6 protein-coding genes are annotated in these 21,430 nt (G+C 73.4%); all 6 read left to right on the forward strand.

Annotated elements, in window-relative coordinates; genetic code table 11:
• The first annotated feature begins 5 nt into the window (after window positions 1–5).
• From ABN034_RS29660 to ABN034_RS29685, 6 genes are read left to right on the forward strand one after another with little or no spacing between them, the layout of a single operon-like run.
• Window positions 6–644 carry a hypothetical protein gene (locus tag ABN034_RS29660; protein WP_349694285.1) on the forward strand — a complete coding sequence of 213 codons (639 nt, stop codon included), beginning with the start codon at window positions 6–8 and terminating at the stop codon, window positions 642–644.
• Window positions 641–10,636 carry a DUF6603 domain-containing protein gene (locus tag ABN034_RS29665; protein ID WP_349694286.1) on the forward strand — a complete coding sequence of 3,332 codons (9,996 nt, stop codon included), beginning with the start codon at window positions 641–643 and terminating at the stop codon, window positions 10,634–10,636. Before ABN034_RS29660 ends, ABN034_RS29665 begins: the two co-directional genes overlap by 4 nt.
• Entirely contained in the window at window positions 10,623–12,650 is a 2,028-nt protein-coding gene (locus tag ABN034_RS29670; protein ID WP_349694287.1) for a hypothetical protein, read from the forward strand. The genes ABN034_RS29665 and ABN034_RS29670 overlap by 14 nt, the downstream gene beginning before the upstream one ends.
• Window positions 12,640–13,611, forward strand: coding sequence for a hypothetical protein (locus ABN034_RS29675; RefSeq protein WP_349694288.1), 972 nt, complete (start codon window positions 12,640–12,642; stop codon window positions 13,609–13,611). Before ABN034_RS29670 ends, ABN034_RS29675 begins: the two co-directional genes overlap by 11 nt.
• Window positions 13,611–17,510: a hypothetical protein gene (locus ABN034_RS29680; RefSeq protein WP_349694289.1), complete on the forward strand. Its 3,900-nt coding sequence runs from the start codon at window positions 13,611–13,613 to the stop codon at window positions 17,508–17,510. Before ABN034_RS29675 ends, ABN034_RS29680 begins: the two co-directional genes overlap by 1 nt.
• Window positions 17,507–21,310 (forward strand): beta propeller repeat protein, encoded by a 3,804-nt coding sequence (locus ABN034_RS29685; RefSeq protein WP_349694290.1) that lies wholly within the window; start codon window positions 17,507–17,509, stop codon window positions 21,308–21,310. The genes ABN034_RS29680 and ABN034_RS29685 overlap by 4 nt, the downstream gene beginning before the upstream one ends.
• The last annotated feature ends 120 nt before the right edge of the window (window positions 21,311–21,430 follow it).

Consider the following 21,430-nt stretch of genomic DNA (forward strand, 5'->3'; position numbering starts at 1 on the left):
GGGCTATGCCGGGGCCGGGCGCGTCGAAGCCCACCGCGGCCGAAGGACCGCAGCCCACGGTGCTGGGTGTCGCCGTCCGCGACGACAGCTGGTTCCGTCGGGTCGACCCGCGTCTCGAACTCGACCCGGGTGCGCGCGCTCCGGACCTGTTGAAGGTCCCGGCCGATGGTGCACAGCGGATCCTGCGCCAGACCGTACGTCTCGTCGCTGACATCCCGCGCGGGTCGTCGCCCGACGTCGTGTGGGTGGACGGTGCCAACGAGTTGCTGGTGCACACCGGCGGAATCGGTCTGAGCTGCCTCACCGGGCTTGTCATCGTGACCCTCCCGGTGACCTGCGACCAACTCCGCGAGGACGCGGCGACCCAGGTCCCGCTCGGGGTCGGCACTGCCGACGCGCCGAGTGGGCTGGTGATGTCGACACTGACCCGGCCGCTCGGACCGGACGTCGTCCTCGACGCATGGTCGACGGCGCTGATCGCCTTCGCGTGGGAGGCCGCCGTCCACCTGGCGCAACAGTTGTGCGCGGCCGCCGGCAAGGACGCGTCCGGCCGAGCGCTGGTTCCCGCGTCCATCGCGGCGGAACGCGATGTCCTGCTGATCCAGCCGATGGCTCGGCATCGCATCGCGTGGAGCCGGGCATGACGCTGAACGCCGAGAGCCTGGATGCGTTCGCCCAGCTCGCGAAGGCGATCGGACTGCTGGAGAGCAACGGCCAGCCCAACCCGTCGTGGTTCGGCGACCCGATCGGTGCGGCTACCTCCACCGGTAACCAGCACGGTCTGCGGCACCTCCTCGCCGACGACGACCAGCGAGAAGGCCTGCTCGGCTTCGTCGACGAGGCGCTCGGCCCGCCCGAGCGCGGCGAGCGGTCCAGGCAGACCTGGGTGCCGCTGTTCACCGAGTCCGACCCGCACCTGACCGTGTACGCCGTACTGGAGGAGACGGCAGGTCACGTCCGCCTCGGCGCAGGGCTGGAACACACGACCGCCGGCGGGCCTCCGCGCGTGGCGACCCGCGTCCACGTACCCCTCTTCAGGTTCGCGCGCCGTGGAGAGCCGGCGCCCGCCGAGGCCGGGACGATGCCCGGCTGGCTGCTGCTCGGTACGAACGGAGCGCGGGTCGAGATCGGGGTAGCGGCGACGTTCAGCGAGAGTGCACCACCTCCTCCCGGAGAGCCCGCGATCGCCGGGATCTGCTTCGACCTCGCCATCCCGACCGCCCCGGGCGACCAGCTCGGCGTGAAACTCGAGCTGCGCGGCCTGCAGCTTCCCGGTGCATCCGCGCCACGGGACATCGCCGTCGATGCGTCCAGCCTGGACGAACTCGGCTCAGACGTGCTCGACCTCGTCCTCGGACTGGTCAGGGCCCAGGCGGACGTGCTCACCGGCCTCGATCCAGCGCTGGCGCCGTTCCGCGCGATCGCCGGGCTGTTCGGTCTGCGCGCGGTGGCCGGGTTGCCGCCGCTGCCGCTGGCCGACCTGCCGGCGCTCGGCCCGTCCGCCCTCGTCGGCTGGGTGGAACAGGTGCTGGCCGACGACACCGCACGGGACGCGTGGCTCGGTGAGCTGGCCAGCCTGGTCGACGGGACGGTGGTGGCCGCAGACGACGCCGTACGCATCACCGCTGGACGGCTCGACGTCACAGTGGGGGTCCGCGTCGGTTCGGGCGCGGCCGTGCACGCGGTCCTGGTGCCGTGGGTGGAGGTGTCGGTCGACACGCGGTCTGGTGCCCGGGCACGCCTGAGCGCCGACCTGCTGCGTGCCGACACGGGTACCGGTGCCTGTACGGCGCTGCCCAGCCTCCGTGCGGAGGCGGTCTTCGGCGCCGACGCGGGCGGCACAGCGCTGCTGGCCGGCTCCACTCCGAGCGTCGGCAGTCTGCACACCGGTGTCGCGCTCGACCCGACCGGTCGACCCGCCTTCGTCCTCACCCTGCACGATGTGGTCGCGACCAGCGGCGGTCCCCACCACGACGTCCTCGACCTCTCCTCGCCGTCGGCCGCGCTCGACTCCGCGACGGCCGTACTCGAGAGTGCGCTCGCTGCCGCGATCGACGGCCTGGGTCCGTCCGGCGCGTTCGTCAACCGGCTGCTCGGCCTCGACCCTCCGGCCGGCATCGACCCGCTCGACGTGTCCGCGTTCTTCACCGACCCGCTGGGCGCGGTCCGAACCTACTGGAAGGACCTCACCGCCGATCCGGCCGCGACCGCGGACGTCCTCGGCCGGCTGCGTGCGCTGCTGACCGGCGCTCCTGTCGCGTCCGTAACCGGGTCGGGCACGACGACCGCCCCCTGGCGGGTGGAGCTGGCAGACGGCGTCGAGCTCGACGTGTGGCGGGACGACGACCAGCTCCTTGCCGATCTGATCGGTCGGGTCACCACGCCGGTCCTTGCCGAGTACGAGGTCGCCGGGACGCTCGGCATCACCCTGCTGCGCGCCGACCTGTCGCGGGGCACCGCCGCGTTCCTCGTGGAGGCGCACGGCTCGCTCTCGCTCAGTCGGCAGGATTCCGAGCCGGCGAGGCTCGCCCTCGGTGCGGCGGCACTGGAGGCCAGGGCGTTCGTCGCCCGGGCGAACTGGGCACCGGGACGCGGGTTCAGGACGACGTTCGGCGCCGAGGATCTCGCCGTCGTCGTCGGCGGATCCGACGAACGGATCCCGCTCGGCCTGCCCGCGCTGGACGCCGACGGGAGACTCGTCCTCCCCACACCGGACTGGGACGCGGTCGAGCGCGCCGCCGGGGTGTTGCTTGCGGAGCTTCGCCTGCCGGTGGTCGACGCGCTGCTCGCCCTGGTCGGCTGGACCGGCACGGGCGCCCACCTGCCGCTCGCCGGACTGGTCGGAGCCGACCCGGGCGCGGCGCTACGCGAGTGGCTGGCCGACCTCGTGCTCGACTGCGACCGGATCAGGCTGGCGCTCGGACCGGTGGCCGCTCTGCTCAACGGATTCCGCTGGTCGGCGCCGCTCGGGACGGGTTCGGTACGCGATCCGTTCCGTTGCCCGGTGGCGGGTGAACCGCGCGCCCCTGGCCTCGCTGTCTGGACCGAACCCGGCTGCCCACCGAACACCGATGATCTCCTCCGCAGTCTCGGCTCGTTGGCCGGGGGCGAACGCCCGGACCCGGCCGTGCTCGTCGGAGTGCTGCGCGGTTCCGCGCAGGCGCTGCCGGACCTGGCCGACCTGCTGGTGGGACGGGCCTCGCTCGCCGAGGGACTCGGACTGCTCCTCACCCGCTGGGCGGGCACGGACGGGTTGGTCGGTCGTCCCGCCGCGCTGCCGGACGACGTGACCGCCGTCGAGCTCGACGGCCTGAGCTACGACGAGTTGGTCGCGCTCGGCAGCGTGGGCCACCTGGTCAGCGACGTGCTCGACCCCGTTCCCGTGGCGGTGGTCCACGTTGGATGCGAGCCGACCTGGGTGACCGACCGGCCGGTGGGTACGGCGTTCGACCGCAGCGGGGCGGACTCGTCCGGGACCGTGCCGGCGGTCGGGGGAGGCACGTGGTTCGTCCGGCTGCCGACGCCAGCCGACGCGGCGACCGCCCGCCCCGAGCGTGGTGGCATCGGCGAGCAGGCCGCCAGGCTGGCCGGGGTCCTCGCCGACCGGAGCGATCCGGTTGTTCTCGTGGGGTACGGCGCGTGCGGTGCCGCCGTGATCCGGGCCGCGTCAACGCTGGCCGCCGTCACGGACGTCGTCACCGTCGGAACGCCGTGGGCGGGGCTCGCGGTCGACAGCCTCAGCGGCGGTCTCGGTGGAGACGCGTTGCGGCTGCTGCGGCGACTGCGTCGGGCGGACGAGGAGACCTGGCCGGACCCGCTCCTCGCGCTGGAGGCAACCCCGCTGGAGCAGGTCCGAGGAGTCGTCCGCCGCAGTCTCGACGTCCTTGCTCCCGGCCGTGACCTGCCGTCCGCCGGCGCCGAGGCGCGACGGCCCGGGCTCGCGGTGCACGCGGTGTTCGGCAGCCTGGACGAGGAGTCGCTCGGGCACGGCCTTGCCGCCTTCGTCGCGGACGGGATCCAGGCCAGGGTCGCGGCGTCCGCCCTCGGTTCGCCCGCGCTCGACACGGATGGCGACACCACGCCGACCGCGGTCCACGCCGGCATCGATCTACCGGTGACCGACCTGGACCTCGGCGGCCTGCGGGTGGGCGTGGGCGCGACGGTCGAGCTGTGCCAGATCGGCCGGGCACCGGACGGGCCTGGACTCGCGGCGTCACCGGTCCGCGGCGTGGTCGTCGACGTCCACCTCGGCGTCACCGACGGCTGGCTGGTCGGTGGGCCGGGCTCGGGCAGCACGATCGGCGAGCTGCGCTGGATGTCGGCGCGGATCGACGTCCCGCTCGACGGCCGGCCCGGCGAGACCGAGCTCGTCCTGCACGAGGCGCTCGGGTTCGGCGTCGACCGCGAACGGTGGGTCGTACGAGCGGACCCGACCGGTGCCGCGCCCGGCGTACCAGCCGCGGACCTCACCACCGCGGTGCCCGAGGTCCGGGTCCTGCTCGCGGACGTGGTGGCACGGCTGCGCGCAGCGTCCGCGGACCTCGCGACCCTTCTCGACCTGCTCGGGCTCACCCGCGACGGAGGCCTGGACCCGGACGGGCTCGACCGGTTGCTGTACGACACCGCCGTAACGATGCGCGCTCGGATCGCGGACGCACCCGCCGAGGTCGCGAGCCTGCTGCGTGCGCTGGTCCCGGCGGCTACCGGGACGGGAACTGCGGTGGGGTGGTCCGTCGGTCCAGCGACAATCGGCCTCGACGTGGCCACCGGCTCCCTCACCGGAGCGCTGCGGGCCACCACTCCCGGCCTGCCGCCGTTCGCGGTCGACGTGGCGATGGGTCCGACCGATGTGGCCGCCACCGCGAGCCTCGGAGCACTGGATCCGTCGGCCCTGGGCGGCGAGATTGGGGGCGGCCTGCGACTCCTCGCCGGGGCGAGCCCTGCCACCGTGCGGGTCGAGTGGGCGGCGCCGGACGGGAGTGTCCGCGAGGTGGCGCTGGTGCCGAGCCCTGACCCCGGCGCGGTGCGCGACCTCGCGACGGTCCTGCTTCCCGCGGTGACCGCGCACGGTCTGCTCGGTGCGCTGCGACAACAGGTCTCCACAGCCGCCGCGTCGGCCCTCGACGCCGCCCTCGACGCGGTGGGCCTGCTCACGCCGCCCGACCCGCTCGGCTTCCGGGACGTCGTCCTTCCGATCGGGCTGATCCAGGAGCCAGGCGGCTGGCTGCGTCACGGGGTGGCGAGCTGGCGGACGAACGCCGCCGCCAGTGCGGTCGCGCTGCTCGACGCGTTGGCGCCGCTGGTGGTGCCGAACCGTGGCGCCGCGGCCGGCTGGCCGATCGCCGAGGGCGCCGTGGTGAGCTACGCGGTCGAGTCCGGCGACCGGCTGCGCCTCGTCCTCGACCTGTCGTTCGACGTCGATGGCGGCGACGGGACGACGGTGACCACGCACGTCGGTGGCGGTCTGGTGATCGGGCCGGACGCACAGCCGCGGCCCACCCTGGACGTGTCGGTCGACGTGGACGGGCGGGGCCTCCGGTTGGCGGTCGCTCCCGACACCGACCCCGCCGTCCGGCTCAGCCTGCTCCGGCCGCCGGCCGCGCCGCTGCCGCTCTACCCCGACGGCCCCGGACTCGGTGCCGCACTCGCCGCCGCCGGCGAGATGGTCCTACCGCCGGTACTCGACGCGATCGCGGCGCATCGCGACGACGCCGGAACGTCACTGGTGAAGGCCGTCGGTCAGGCGGTCTTCGACCTCTGCGCGGCCCTCGACCTGCGGGACGGCACCGACTTCACCGCCGCCAGACTGGCCGCGTTCGCCGAGAACCCGGCGGCCCGGTTGGGCGCGCGGCTCCCCCAACTCGTCTCCACCGGCGCGGCGGCCCTGGCCGCCGCGCTCGATCCGGACGGGTCGGTGGTCACGGTCACCACCGGCACTGGCACTGGCACTGGCACCCTGACGGTCGGCTTCGGCACCGGCGCACCAGTCGTGCTCGTGCTGGACGCGAGTGGTGCGGTGCCCGCCCTGGAGCTTCGCGCCGACGTGGACATCGTCGGCGTCGGCCGGTTCGTACTCGAGCGGCTTCGGCTCTCGGCCGCGGGTGTCGAGGTGGCAGCGCTGCTCGGTCCGGTCGTCCTCGACCTGGGATCGTTCGCGCTGCGGCCACTGCTCGCGATCCGGGCCGGCAGTGCCCTCGGTTCGGGTCGCATGGTCGGGGTCGGGCTCGCCCTCGACGACGACGCCGCCCGGGCGGTCGAGTTCCGCTGGGGTCTGGACGCCGACCCGCCGACGCTCACCGCGGTGCAGCGTACGGCGCGCGGGGAAACGCTCGGGTCGGCGACCGAGGCGAGCCAGTGGCTGCTGGCGCTCGCCCTGTCCCTCGCCGGTGGCCTTGTGGCCGACGGCCTGAACGGCGTCCTCACCGCGGAGGCGACGGCCGTCCTGCGGGGCGTCGTGTTCGGCGACAGCCCGGGCAGCACCGAGGTCGACACCGGTCTGGCACTCGACCTCCTCGACGCCGATGCGCTGCTCGCCCGCCTGCAGCGGCTGCTCTGGAACGCCGCGCAGGAGCCCGCGTTGTCGGTCACGCTGGGCGGCCTGGTCACGATCGCCCTGGCGAGCACCGGCACCACCACCCGGCAGCTCGGCATGAGCCTGTCCATCGTTCCCGGCCGCCGGTTCACCCTCGTCGAGGGCGACACCCGGGTCGAGCTCGAGGTCGACGCCAGCTGGGTCGATCCCGACGTCCCGGCCGGCCTGGCCATCTACGTGCTGTCCGGCACGTCGGCGACGACACTGACGATCGACCCGGACGTCTCGGTCGCCGGCCTCGGCGTGCGCTTCACCAAGGCGTCCGGGCCATTGCTGTCCCTCGGCGCGGTGACCCTGGACGCCATCGCCACGCATGTCTACGCCGAGGCGTCGCCGGCCGGTACCGGTGGCGGCGTACGCCTCGAGCTCGCCGGCCTCGCGTTCTCACCAGGCGGCGGGGGTGGCACCAACGCGGTCGCCAACAGCATCCTGAACGACGCCGGCCAGGCCGGCGCGTCCAGCCGCCCGGCGTTCTCACCCTCGCTCGCCGTCCAGCAGCACCCTGGTCTCGACCCGGCCATCTCGCTGCGGGCCGGACCGCCGCCGGGGCCGTGGTGGATCCTGGTCCAGCGCCAGCTCGGCCCGCTCTATCTCGAACGGCTCGGCTTCGACTCCGTCGAGACCGAGGGGACAGTCAGCCGGATCTCGCTGTACTTCGACGGCCGGGTCTCGATCCTGGGGCTGACGGCGGCGGTGGACCGGCTCTCGCTCAGCTGGACCGGCGGCGACGTGCTCGACGTCGACAGCTGGGCGGTCGACCTGATGGGGCTCGCCGTCGCCGCGGACCTATCCGGCGCGTCGCTGGCCGGCGGCATGCTCAAGACCATCGGCCCGCCCGAAGACGGCCCGGTGTCGTACGTCGGGATGCTGCTCGGCCGGTTCGGCGTGTACGGCCTGTCGGTGTTCGGCGGCTACACCGACGACGCCGGCGACCCGTCGTTCTTCGTCTTCGGCGCCATCAACGGCCCGATCGGCGGCCCGCCCGCCTTCTTCGTCACCGGTCTCGGCGGCGGCCTCGGCATCAACCGCGGCCTGCGGGTGCCGGACGACGCCGCCCGCTTCCACGAGTTCCCGTTCATCGCCGCGCTCGACCCGGCCGCCCGGCCGCCCGAGGACCCGATGGACGAGCTCCGCAGGCTCAACGCGTACTTCCCGCCGCAGCGCGGCAGCTTCTGGTTCGCCGCGGGGATCAGCTTCACTTCTTTCGCGCTGGTCGATGGGATCGCCGTGGTGGCGGTGTCGTTCGGTGACGGGCTGGAGATCAACCTGCTCGGGCTGGCCCGGATGGCGCTGCCCCGGCCCGAGGCGGCGCTGGTGTCGATCGAGTTGGGTCTGCTGGCCCGCTTCTCCACCCGCGAGGGTGTCTTCCTGATTCGGGCCGCGCTGACCGAGAACTCCTGGTTGCTCTATCCCGACGTACGACTGAGCGGCGGATTCGCGTTCGCGACCTGGTGGAAGGGACCGCTCGCGGGACAGTTCGTCCTGACCCTCGGCGGCTACCACCCCGACTTCCACCGCGACGGCTACCCGCAGGTGCCGAGGCTCGGGCTGGCCTGGCGTGTCAGCGACCAGATCGCGGTCAAGGGCGGCGCCTACCTCGCGTTGACGTCCGAGGCGTTGATGGCCGGCGTCGACGTCGAGGTCACCGCGAACTTCGGCTGGGCGTGGGCGCGCGTCGCGTTCGGCGCCCACGGCATCGTGTTCTTCGATCCGTTCTGGTACGAGGTCGAGGCCTACGCGCGGATCTCGGCCGGCGTGAAGATCAGCACCTTCTTCGGCACGGTCAGGATCAGCATCTCGACGAGCGGCCGGATCACGGTATGGGGGCCGGAGTTCTCCGGCCGGGCGAGGTTCGAGGTCGGGCCGTGCGGCATCACCGTCCCGTTCGGCAGCGGACGCCGGGTCGAACCTCGGACCCTCAGCTGGCCCGAGTTCGTCGCGAAGTACCTCGAGGACGCCGGCGGCGGGACCGCCCGGGTCCTCTCGGCGATCACGGGGCGGGGCACGCTCCCGGCGGCGACGGGTGGCGACCGTTCCGCGCCGACCTCCGACGGCACGCCGACGCGGCCGTTCGAGGTGTACGCCGAGTTCGAGCTCACTGTCGTGACCACGGTGCCGACCTCTGCTGTCGACGTCGACCTGGCCGGCGGACCGGTGCCGGTTCCGGTGGTGCGCTCCGACGGCCTGCCGGCGACGCTCGGGCTGAAGCCGATGCGGGCCGGCAGTCTCAGCTCGACCCTGCGCATCCGGCTCGCGCGGAGGGATCCCGTCACCGGCGTCTGGACCGCGCTCCCCGACCAGCTCCGGGTGCTCGGGGGCAACCTCGCGGCCGCACAGCTGCGACCGGAGGGCAGCGCGGTCGGCCGGGAGTCGTTCCCGATCGGGGCATGGGGCGCTCCCGACGCGCCCGGCCTGCCCGCCGCGCCGCTGCCGAAGGGGGACGTGGTCCGGGCGGGCAACCAGGTCCGGCTCGTCGCCGAGGCGACGACGATGGCGCGCGGCCCGGAGATCGACTACTACCGGGTGGAGGCATCCCGGCGGCCGCTGCCGTTGCAGGCCGGTGGCCCGTCGCGCGGTGACCTGCTGGCGACGGCCGGGACCGTGGCGGTGCCGCAGCCGACGACCGTCGCGGCGGCACTGCAGGCAGCCGGCGAACGGCTCTTCGCGGTTCCGGTCGAGGCCTTGCCGGCCGGTGTCCTGTCGTCCGGCACGCGCAGCGGCCTGGCGCGGGCGTCGTACCGCGGCGAGGTCGCAGCGCCACCGCTCTTCGGCACGCTCGCGGACGGGATGGTCGAGGAGAACGCCCACGACCCGACCGCCGCACGCACTCCACCCCCGCCCCCACCCGAGCCCCGGCCGCTCCGGCCGCCTGTGGTGGTCGGCTACCTGACGGCGGGTAGCGGAGTGGCCGCCCGGGCCTCCGGCACCACGGTCTCCGACCGCAGGATCAAGCGACGTCCAGCACCGACCCTCGACTCCGTGCAGGCCCGGCTCGGCACGCATCTCCCCGTACGCCTGCACACAGTCGTCGCACCAGCGACGGAACGGTCCGGCACGCTCGCCGTCGAACGGGTGCCACGGACCGAGGCGACCGGAGCGGCCCGGTCCTACCCGCTCGGGAGCAGCGCGGTGGGCGGGACGGTCGGCGGCCTCACCGGCGGTTTCGAGCCGGTCGGCGCCACCGCCGACGGCCACGCCCGCGCCGCCCGCGCCGCCAGTACAGAGGCGGAGACAACCGGACGGCCGCTCGACTCCGGCGAGTTGATCGTGCTCGCGCTGCCGGACGCGTCCGTCGACGTTCCCCGCGGCCGGTCGGGGCCGCGTCCGGTGCTGGCGGTCGACGGGCAGGCCAGGGTGACCGTCCTGCGGGGTGACGGCGAAGTGGTCGTCGACACCACGACAACGGACAGACTCCCGCTGCCGGCCGGAGCCGCGCTGGTCGCCGTGCAGGCGGACGGCGTGGTCGACGACGGTGACGGGGTGGCCGGCTGGCACATCCGGTCGCGCGTCTGCTCGCTCGGCTCGCACGCGGCACTGGCCGCCGGTTGCGTCCTCACCGCCGACGGCGGCCCGGCCACCCGCGGTGCCACCTGGCTGACCGCGGGCGAGCTACTGGCCGCCGCCGCCGCCGTACGCACGCGGTTCGCCCGCCCGGTCCGAGCCGTCGCGATCGTGGTCGAGGAAGGCGATGCCGACCGGGTCGACGCGGTGTCGCTCGACCTGTCCGGCGCGCGCCGCGCGACGTACGCCAACGGCGACGAACAACCGCCGACCGTCCTGCTCAGCGGTGATCAGGCGGCGCTCGTCTATCCGGTGGAGCCCGAGGAGCCCGGCAAGCGGCCCGTCACGGTCCGGGTGCGGGCGGGCGGCGACTGGCAGGTGACCGGCGTACTCGGCGCCGAGCACGGCGTCGACGAACTGACCAGACAGGTCGTCCGCAACGGCGTCGTCGCGGCCGGCGGCCGGCTGCTCGCGGGCACCGCGAAGGGCTGCCGGATCAGCTGGGACGACCAGGGAACAGGTGACGCGCATGGCCGTCGGTGAGGGAAAGTTCGTGCTGTACTCCCGGATCGAGCCACCGTTGCAGGCCGGCGACTACCGCTTCACGACCAGCCAGGTGATGAGCGCCACCGGGCACGACCCGGGCCAGTTGCCGGTCGCCGAGCTGCCGACCCACGTCACCGTGCGCGCGCCCCGCTACACGCTGCCGCCCGACCAGGTGCTGTCGACGTACCCGCCGGCCGGCAACGAAGGCGCGTACGGGACCCGACTTCCGCAGATCGTGATCCGCCGCCGGACACTGCCCTGGGAACGCCAGGTGCAGAACGGCGTCCCGCCCTCGACCCCGTGGCTCGCACTCGTGCTGGTCGCCGAGGGCGAAGCCGAACTCCAGCTCAACCAACCGGTGTCCGAGTGCGTGACGCCCGGCCGGACCCTGCCCGGCAAGGCGGACGTCGAGCTCGGCAACTACCTGCAGATCCGCAAGTCGATGGTCGACCGGATCTTCCCCACCCAGCTCGACGTCCCACTGCTGGCGCACGCGCGCGAGGTGGACATCCACGACACCGAGCTGATGATGGGCGACGACGACGGCTTCCTGGCCGTGGTGATCAGCAACCGGCTGCCCCTGCAGGGACACGACGCGGACGGCACCGAGGTCCCCGTGAAGTACCTCGCCTGCCTGGTCAACCTCGAAGGACAGTTCACCAGCCTGCTGCCCAGCGCGCCGCAGCCCGCGCCCTTCAGCCCTCTGCCGGTCAAGGTCGCCACGACCTACGCCGACCAGGCCCAGTGGGACCACACCACGATGGGCCGGCAGCCGTACGACGTGAACATCGGGCCCGCCGGCACCATCGGCACCGTTGGCACCGTCACCGCCGTCCCCAACCCCGGAACGAGTGCCGTCCGCTCGACCCAGCAGGCGAGCTGGTCCGCCCAGCCGACGGTACGAGAGCACGCGGACGTCTACGCCGAGATGGCCCGCGACTTCAGCGAGGCGGTGGTGTCGGGCTATGTCGCGGGCGAGTTCGTCGCCGTGGACCCGACGCTGCGGTTCCCGGTACTGCTGCACTGGAGCTTCACGTCGTTCGGCACCATGACGTTCCGGTCGCTGGTCGAAGGGCTGGACTCGGGCCTGCTCGGCACGGTCGGGGACGCGGAGGCCCCCGACGACACGGTCGCTCCGGATGTGACGGGGCGGCCGCCGATCGAGGTCGTCGAGACCGGGCACACCGGGCTCGCGCACCGGACGAGACGCGGCGACCCGGTGCGGTCCTGGTATCGCGGCCCGTTCGTCGCGCATCCCACCACCGACTCACCAGGTGACCGGCTGCCGCTCGCGCACGCCGCCGACCAGCTCCGGATCGTCGTACCCGACGGCCGGGAGGACATCTCGCTCGCGGCGGCGTTCGAGATCGGCCGGCTGCTGGCGCTCGCGCGGCCGTCGATGATCGCGGCGCTGATGCGGTGGCGGCAGGACGGCTACCAGACCGCCCGCCGGAAGGCGGTGTGGAGCGACCACGTGCGGTTCCTCGACGAGGTGCTCGGCGGAGACCGATTGCTGGACGGACACCTCGGTGTGCGGCTGGGTAGGAGCCTGGGAAGCGCCGTCGCTACCAGGCCGGGAGACTTCCTCGGCGACCCCGCGCCGCTGGTGTCGCCCGGTCGACCGCTGCCGGTGGACGAAGGGCCGGAACGCCTGCTGGCCAGGGGATTCGGGCTTCCCGCAGACCTCTTCGACGGCGATGCCGTGACGGTGCTCGACCGGCTGCGCGACACTCCGGTGCTCCGGCCGGACGGTCTCCGCGACGCGATGACCCCGCAGGTGCGGGACACCCTGGCCCGCACCCTCCACCGCGAGGTCGACCGCCTGGTCGCCGACACCCTCGCGGGCGACGCCCGCCGGCCGGACGCGTTGGAACGGCTGCTGGCCGGTCTCGAAGCCGGTGCCGCCGAGGCGGCGGAGACCAGCGTGACGCCGCGGTCCGGACGCGAGGCGGCAGAGACCAGCGTGACGCCGCGGTCCGGACGCGAGGAGGGAGAGACCGGTGAAGGTTGATGCAAGCACGGTGCTGAGGGAGCTGCCGCTTGCGCTCAGCGAGCTGCCGCCGGTGGCCATCGCCACCGAGGACGACGGCGACGGCGCGATCCCGGCCGAGCTGCGGGAGTGGCTGGTGAGGCTCCGCCTGCTCGACGGCGTGCCGTTCGCCTACCTGGTAGCCGACTCCGAACTGCTGCCACCGGAGTCGATCCGCTGGTTCTACGTCGACCGGCGCTGGACCGATGCGCTGGTGCAGGGCGCGCTCGCGGTCGGAACGGTCAACAGCGACGACCGGACCCAGCTCTCGAACCAGTACCCGCAGGTGCGCGCCGAACTCGACAACGAGGAACGCAACCTGCGCCGCCAGGCCGGCTCGAACCGGTACGCCGGCGAGGCCGGGCCGATCAGCGGCTTCCTGCTGCGTTCGCAGGCGGTGTCGGGGTGGCCGGCGCTGCACGTACGGGCGTTCAGCATCGATCCGGGCCCGGACGCCGACGAGGCGAGGGTGCCGGAGGACCAGCCCGGGCGGATGCGGCTGCTGCGGTTGGAACGCCTCGCTCCGGCGGTGCTGCTGTGCCTGTTCGACGGCGTGCCGATGGTGGTCCATCTCGAAGAGCCCCGGCAGGGGGTGCAGTTCGGCTTCGACGCCACGGGCGACGACGAGAACGTGCGGGCCACGCTGCGCCCGCGCGACGCGACCACGTTCGACTACCTCCCGGGCGCACCGGTCGACGTGCCGTTCCGGGCCGGCGCGACAGGTGTGGTGGACATCCAGCAGTTGGAGCGCCGGCTCAAGGACCGTGCGGGCAGCGGCGCGGCCGACGGCCTGGACAGTTCGGAGTACGCCCTGCAGCTGGTGCGGTTCCCGTTCCGGCAGGTGTTCGGCGATCCCGCGCCCACTCCGGTGCGGTTCGTGTTCCGGCCGACCGTGTCGTACCAGGCGATGGTCGACCAGGTGTTCCGGACGGAGGGTCTCTGATGGTCGATCCGCAGAGCCGCCGCGACGTCCCCTTCGACCGCCGGTTCACCGCACTCGTGCAGGCCGGCGCCGCGCTGTCCACCATCGGCACCTGGGACGACCGGCTCTCCCGCCGCACCCGGATCCTCGTCCCCGTCGACGTCCAGGCGTTCGTCGTGCCGCCCGACGGGGGCGAGGTCACCGTCGCGATGACCGGCGGCCCGGGCGATCCGCCGCCGTTCGAGACCGGGAGCGTCCGGCCCGCCGGCGTCCACCTGCACTGGGCGATGCCCGACGCCCTGGTCTCGGGCGCGAGCGATCCGTCCGGAGAGTCTCTCGACCTGCCCCGCCTGCCCGACCGCTGGGTGGTGGTCCGCACCCTCCAGCCCGTCGGGAGTCGCGAAGTACGCCCGCGGGGCTGGGTGATCGACGCCCGCACCGGATCGGTCACCCCACTCGCGACCTATGCCGGCACGCCCGATCCCGCGCCACCCGACACCCCTGTGCTCGAGCCGCTCGACGCCGCGGCCGGTGGCTCGCTGATGTGGACCGCGTCGTACGAAGCGAGCGCGGGCCGGTTCGGCTTCCACGACCCGCTCGACGACCTGACCAGTGGAGAGAAGTTCGCCGGCGACCAGGCGGCGTACACGGTGGCCGGCTGGTGGAATGACCTCGGCGAGGACCCGCTCGCCGCCACGACCGGGCCACGACGGCTCGACGCGCGCCTCGCCGATCTCGGCTGGTACGTCGTGCACGACGCCGACGACGACGCGCTGGTCGAGGAGGACCCCCGCCTGACCCGGATGCGCGAAGGGATGGGGATGCCCTCGCCGAAGGACGCTGCTCCGGCGAGGATCACCGGCGCCGACGGGAGGACCGTCTCCGGCGCGCTCGACGACATCGCGTTCACGGTCAGGTCCCCGGTGCGGGCCGCCGATCTGGTCGTCATGACTCCGGCGCTGCCGCGTTACGCGACGCTGGTGCACGGCAGCGTGCTCGGCGTTCCGGTCACGGGTGCCCTCCCGTCGGCCGACGACCGGCCCGATGCCGCTGCCCTCGGACTCGCGCTCGGCCAGGACGTCGACGACGTTGTCTCGGCGTTCGGCGCCCAGGTGCTCGGCCTCGATGCGACCCTTCGGCGGTCGGCGGAGAGCCTGGTGGCGGCCTTCACCAGTGGCCTGATCGAGCAGATCGGCAGCCCCGACGGCCTGGAGGACCTCGCCGAACGCGAGCACGGCGACGGGTTCTGGTCACTGCCCGGCGCTCCACTGCCGGCGGCGAAACCGGACCGGCTGCGCGCGGAGGACACCGCTCCGCTCGGACCCACGCGGGTGGGCCGCAAGGGCCGGGCCGCACAGCCGCCGCACCGGCTGGGCACCAGGCTGGGATGGGCCGACGTCGAGCTCACGTTGACGTCCGGCACCGGAGCGAGCACCGCGGCCTCCCGGCGTACCGAGGAGACACCGCCCGCTCCAGCCGGGGCGGCGCTGTCGGAGTCCCGCGAGGTCATCCGGCCTGCACCGCGCTACTTCCGGCCGCAGCCGCCGATGCTCGCGTTGCGGGGCGTACGACCGAACCACCGGCACCACGGCGACGGTCTCTACGACGAGCAGGGCCGGCTGCGCTGCCGCTACCCGCGCGAGTGCGTACCCGCGATCGACGGTGTCGTCACGGGCTCTGCCGTGCTCGGCTCGCTCGGCTCGGGCGCGGTGCCCGACGAGGTGCTCACCGTGGTCCGCGAAGCCGTGCTGCTCAACCTGTACGGCCTTCAGTGGCTCGTCGAGGCGGGCGCACCGGACGCGTCGCTGGTCGAGGTCTACCGGACCAGGCTCGCCGCCGAGATGGTCCGGCTGTACGGCGTCGACGGCCGCTACGACGGCACGAGCCACCTGGCGGCCGCGGCACCCGCGCCGGCCCTGGCGCCGGGCGACCCCTGGGAGGGACGGTCGACGAGGGATGAGCTGCTCGACCGGCAGATCACCGCCGAACTGGCCGAGCACGCGCTGGTCAGGGGCACCCCGCCGAGTCCGGTGGCGATCACCACCTGGCGGCAGCCGTGGGTGCCACTGTGGCTGGAGTGGAAGGTCACCCTCGACGGGCACGACTCCACGGCCGGCTGGCAACTCGCCGGACTCGACCTGGACCCGACCACCGACCCGCCCACGGATCCGGGCGCCGACGTCAGCAGGACTCTCGTCGGTCGCAGCCCGCTGAGCCAGGGGGTGTCGCGGGCGCTGCACGAAGGAATCCGCCGCTGGCGGGAGGCTGAACTCCAGCGCGACGCGACCGGGAGCTCCACCCTGCCGACGTCCGACCAGGACCTGCTGGGGCGCCTCGGAGATCTGCTCGCCCCGCTCGATCTGGTGTCCGCCTCACTGGACGGCCTCCGCGAGCAGCTCCTCGGCATCCCGTACGTCGGCGTCCTCCACAGTGCCGACCACAACGACAACGACAGTGCCAACGACAACGACGGCAGCGACGGTGCCGACAGCCTGCCGCGGGCGACCGGCGCGCCCGTCCCGCTCTTCGGCGGGACGCTCCGGATCGACGCCCTCCGGTTGGTCGACGCGTTCGGCCGGGTGCTCGACATCCCACCGGAGGCGGTAGCCGGCACCGCCACCACGCTCGACCTTGAGGTGGACGGGCTCGCGGGCGGCATCCGGATGCGCCCACGGATCCAGCACCTCGCCCGGGCGCTCTTCCGGCTCGTCGACCCGGGACAGCCGGCCGGTACCGACCCCGCCGAACTGCGGGAGGCGTACGTCGACCAGCTCGACCCCGCCGCCGCGGTCAACCCGGTGGCAGGGTTCCTGCTGCCCGACCACATCGACGAGGCGTTGGAGGCGTTCACCGTCGCCGGTAAGCCGATCGGGCAGCTCGGCCACGACGCCGTGAGCGGCGCGGTGACCTGGGAGACAGCGCCGGGCCGGCCGCTGCCACCCGACGCCGGCCCGCTGGCCGGGCTGGACGGCCAGGCACGGATCACCGGCGAGATCGCCGCCGGCCTCGTGCAGGCCGACGTCGCGGCGCGCGACCTCGACCCACCACCCGGCATCAGCGCGTTGTCGGCACTGCTGCGGGTCATCGACACGACGCTGTGGACCGTCGACACCTTCGCGGCGATCGGTTCGCCGACCGTCGCCGGTCTGGTGGGCAGGCCGGTGACCGTGGTCCGGGCGACGCTGCGGTTGGACGCGCCCGACGACCTCGACGAGGTGGACGTGGTCGCGCCAGGCGGGCCGGCGGCGCGCCGGGCGGCGTACGACGCGATGCGCGAGCAACGGTTCGCGTTCCGGCTCGGTGCACTCAGCCGGACCGACGACGCGCTGCTCGGGTTCTACCTCGATGACGACTACGCCCACCTGCGCCTGGTGGACCGGGCGATCGCCGCCCAGGCCATCGACAGCGGCCGCCAGCGTGGGCACCTGGGCCTGCTCGGCCAGGTCGCGGTCCCGGACGTCGACCCGCTCGTCCACCCTTACGTCGTTCCCGACGGCACGATCTGGCTTCGGCCCGGCCAGACTGCGCGCCTCACGCTGCTGATGCTGCCGGTCGGCCGGGTCCACCTCACGTCCGGGGTCCTGCCACGCAAACAGCTCACGCTGTCGGACGAGTGGACCTCGCCCGGGCTGCGGAGGCTGGTCCCGTCGGTGCGGGTCGGACCGGTCCTCGTCGACCCGGCCGAGATCCGCCTACCGCTCGTCACGCTGCTCGGCGACAAGCAGACCTTCACCCGGCGGACCGGGCCGCTCACCTGGCGGGACGACCCGATCGTCGCCGCCACCCAGACCGCGTACCTCCCGCGACTGCCGCACGAGGCGCAGGAAGGCTGGATCAGGGTCACGCCCACCGAACCAGGCAACGAGCCAGGCAACGAGCCAGGCAACGGACCGGGCAACGGACCGGGAGAGCCGTCATGACCGAGCCGACGCCTGCCACGTCAGGTAGCTCACGACCGTCACGACCCAGGACCCGACGGTCGGGACGGGCAGCCGAGCGGCATTCGTTCGTCGCCAGCCGGGTCGGTGAGTACGACGCCACCGCACTCGCGACCGCGATGTCCGACCGGCTCGCGGCCGAGGCGTCAGCCGCCGGCGTCCCGATGGAGCTGTTTCCCTCTGGCGACGAACGCCGGTGGGTGCCGATCGGCCCGTCCGTGACCCGCGCGTTCTCGTGGTTCTTCGCGCCGTCGTTCCCCCGCGCCACCGGCCGGGTCCGCGATGTCGCGGTGAGCGGCGACGGCCGCCGGGCCTATGCCGCGACCGCGAAGGGTGGGGTCTGGTACACCGACGACGGTGGCGCCACCTGGTCGCCCGTGGGTGGCTGGGCTGCCAGGTCGGCGGTGGCCGGCGGTGTCCACAACGCGCAGTCCTGCGGCGCGCTGCTCGTCGCGTTCGCCGATCCGCCGGGCCCTGACCCCAAGGCCGACGCCGCACGGGACTTCGTCCTGGTCGGCACCGGTGAGCTGCAGGGCTTCGGCCGACCACCCGCCAGGCCCGCGCTCGCCGGGCGGGGTGTCCTCGCGGCGTTGGGGCCGGCGACCAAGCCCGGCAACGACCCCACCTGGGAGCCCGAGGCCGGGAGCGGTGTCTTCGAAGGCCTCGGCATCTTCGAGCTGGCGCGGGACCCGGCGGCGACCCCCGGCAAGGCGACGAGTCCCGGCGTCGACCGCGTCGCGGCGGGCACCAGCGCGGGCCTGTTCCTCGGCACCCGGCGCCCCGCGGCGGCGCCGCACAACGGGGAGTTCACCTGGACGGCGAAGCCCGCTCTCGGCACCTTCATGGGCCTTCCCGCCGGACGGCAGCCGATCGTCACCGAGGTGCTCTGGATCGCCCGCGGCGGCAATCCAGACGGCCGGATCCTCGTGGCGGTCGCGCTCGGACTCGAGACGCCCGCGCGGGCCGGCGTCGCACCGCCCGGCAGCGGGGTGGCCTACACCGACGACCTGGGCACGACGTTCCACTGGGTGTCGGGTCTCGACCCGACCGCGTCCGGGGCGGTTCCCATGGTCGGGCGGATGAGCTTCGCGAACCCCGAGGCGGACCGGGTCTATGTGCTCGGCGACCGCCAACCCGCCGCGCCGACGGCCACGGTCGCCACCGTCTGGCGGATCGAGACCGCGGCCGCGGCCGCCCCGTCGGCCGACCTGATCGCCGGCGTGCCCGTCGTGTGGGTGGGCAACTCGCTCGGCAAGAAACAGCGCGACTACGACCAGGCCATCGCGGTCGACGTGGTGGGCGGCGTGGACCGGGTCTATCTCGGCGGCAACACCGGTCCTGGCGGAGCGTCGCTGTGGTGCCTCGACGTCAGCGTCGGACCGGCGTTGGTGCCGACCGCCGGAGTCTCCCGCACGGGTTCGCCACCAGCCGGTGACGGTGCGGCCACGGGTGGACACATCGGCGGCAGCATCCACCCCGACGTCCACATGATCCGGCTCGCCGGCACCCATCCGAACCGTCAGGTCTGGGTCGCTACCGACGGCGGCGTCTTCGTGTCGACCCAGGCCGGTCGCGCCCACACGTTCGCCCCCCGGGCGACGGGCATGGCCGCATTGGAGGTCAACTTCATCGCCGCCCACCCGACGTCGAGCCACTTCGCCGCCATCGGTACGCAGGACAACGGTCGGCAGTCCCGGGTCGGCGACCAGGTGTGGCACGACACCATGGATGGTGACGGTGGCGGCATCGTGATCCACCCGAACGAGTCGCAGGTCATCGTCTCGCAGGCGTTCTTCGCGGCATGGGACTGCGATCCGCTCGCCGGTTTCGTGAACCCCCTCACCCAGGGAGCGTTCGTCGACCCCACCAGCGATCGGGAGAGCGAGGCGTCAGCCTTCTACTCCGGTGCCGCGGCGGTCCGGCACAGCCCCACGTCCGCCCGGATCGCGCTCGGAACCAACCGGGTCTGGCTCACCTCCGATCTCGGCGTCGCCGCGCAGAACACCTGGAACGTCCTGCCCTATCCCGGTGGACCGCTGACCAACCCACGAGCGGGCGGGAGCGACCCACCGGCCAGCCGCAACGTCGGCATCCCGGCAGGTACACCGCTGCCCGTGGTCAGCGGCGGCAAGGGACCGCTCGGCGAGGTGGTCACCATGAAGTGGGTCTCGTCGACCACGATCCTCGTCCTCTTCGCGAACGGGCTGGTGCGCTGGACCGAGGACCCGGTCACCCACCAGTGGACCTCGCGGCTCCTGGTCGCACCGAGCAACGTCACCTTGACACCGCCAGTCATCGACGCCCCGGACCCGGCCGTCAGCATGCTGAGCGACGTCGCGCCCGTGCCTGGTACGGACGACTTCTACCTCGCCACGACCGGCACCCTGGCGAACGCCGCCGACACCTGTCTGTACTTCCACGACGCGAGCAGCCGGTTCTTCGCCACGTCGCTGCGTACCCAACTGGCCGCTCTGGATCCGGCGTACGCGGTGGTCGTCGATCCGGTGGAGGTCTCCGAGGTCTATGTCGGCACCGTGACCGGCGTATGGAAGGGGGTGCGCGGCGCGGGTCCGCCAGCACCCGGCGCACCCTGGCCGCACACCTGGGCAACCGACATCAACGGACTCCCCCAGGTGGCGGTGCAGGATCTCAACATCTGGGTCGACCCGGACGGCTCCGCCGACAGCCCACGGCTGCTGCGAGCCGCTACGCAGTCGCGGGGCGTCTGGGAGCGCGACCTGCGAGCCGCACCGGACCCGAAGCGTACGTACCTGCGGGTGCACGCCCGCGACGACCGGCGGCGGCTGCCGACGCCGATGAAGAATCCCCGGGTCAAGCCGGGCCGGCCGGACGTCGTGCCGTTCGCGAGCCGGGACATCATGATCCGGCCGCGAGCGAAACCCGCCACGGCGCCACGGTGGCCGCTCTCGCCAGGTGCGTCCATGAACTTCGGCAACGCACCCGCGTACCAGCTGTGGACGTTCCAGACCGCGTTCCGCTGGCTCTATCCCTCTGTGCACGCCGACGGCCAGTGGCCGGGGACCTTCAGTGCTCTCCTGGAGCTCCACCGCAGCACCGCGCCCGCCCTCGGCCCGGTCGAACCAACGATCAACAAGGCGTTGTGGGACGCCGTGGTCGGCGGCACGCACCTCGACACCGCCGGAGCCGTCACCAGCAGCGCGTCCGACCCCCTCGCCGTGTACCGGCCGGCGTGGCAGACGCCGCTCGCGATGGACGCGGTCGCCACCGAGATCGACCTGCTGGAGAACGTCATTCCGCCGAAGGTGGTGAACGACGTCTTCCACGTGTTCGCAGAACCCAGCACGGTCGATGTCCTCATCCACCACCGCGACACCGAGCCGGTGCCCGCCGGCAACGCGTTCGCCATGCTGCTCTGGCGTTCCGGCCCCTCCCGGTCGGCGCTGTTGGCGACCGACGTCTCGCCGATCCCCGCCTACGTGGACGGGGTCCTGAGCGGCGGGCCCGTTCCGCCCGCTCCGACCGGGTGGAACCGCGCCGAGACTCCCGGCGGCTCACCGAAGCTTCCGTTGCCGGTGCCGCTGGACGCCCGACTGCCGCGCGCGGTGCCGATCGACGTGGACCTGTCCAGCCCCGGTATTCCGGCCAACCACTTCGTGCTCTTCCTCGCGGTGGCCGGATCCAGCATTGATCCTTGCGGCGAGGCGCCCGTCGGCCTACCGGCGGTGCCCAGGCCCGCCGACCTGGTCAGGGGTTGGCCGTACGCCGCCCTGCGACTGGTCAAGGTCTCCGCTCGTCCCTGAGCCGCGCGCGAAGTTCGGCGAAACGCTGGGACTGCCGCCGGACCCCCGCGTGGCGATCGAGAATGACTCTGAGACGGGCGTGCGCGCCCCCGACAGGGGGCGGCTCCTGGCGTACGCTCG

Source organism: Actinopolymorpha sp. B11F2, from assembly GCF_040195635.1.
Taxonomy (GTDB): domain Bacteria; phylum Actinomycetota; class Actinomycetes; order Propionibacteriales; family Actinopolymorphaceae; genus Thermasporomyces.

Coding starts and splice junctions, on each gene's coding strand:
- ABN034_RS29660 (WP_349694285.1), top strand. CDS start 6: ATGCCGGGGCCGGGCGCGTCGAAGCCCACCGCGGCCGAAGGACCGCAG.
- ABN034_RS29665 (WP_349694286.1), top strand. CDS start 641: ATGACGCTGAACGCCGAGAGCCTGGATGCGTTCGCCCAGCTCGCGAAG.
- ABN034_RS29670 (WP_349694287.1), top strand. CDS start 10,623: ATGGCCGTCGGTGAGGGAAAGTTCGTGCTGTACTCCCGGATCGAGCCA.
- ABN034_RS29680 (WP_349694289.1), top strand. CDS start 13,611: ATGGTCGATCCGCAGAGCCGCCGCGACGTCCCCTTCGACCGCCGGTTC.
- ABN034_RS29685 (WP_349694290.1), top strand. CDS start 17,507: ATGACCGAGCCGACGCCTGCCACGTCAGGTAGCTCACGACCGTCACGA.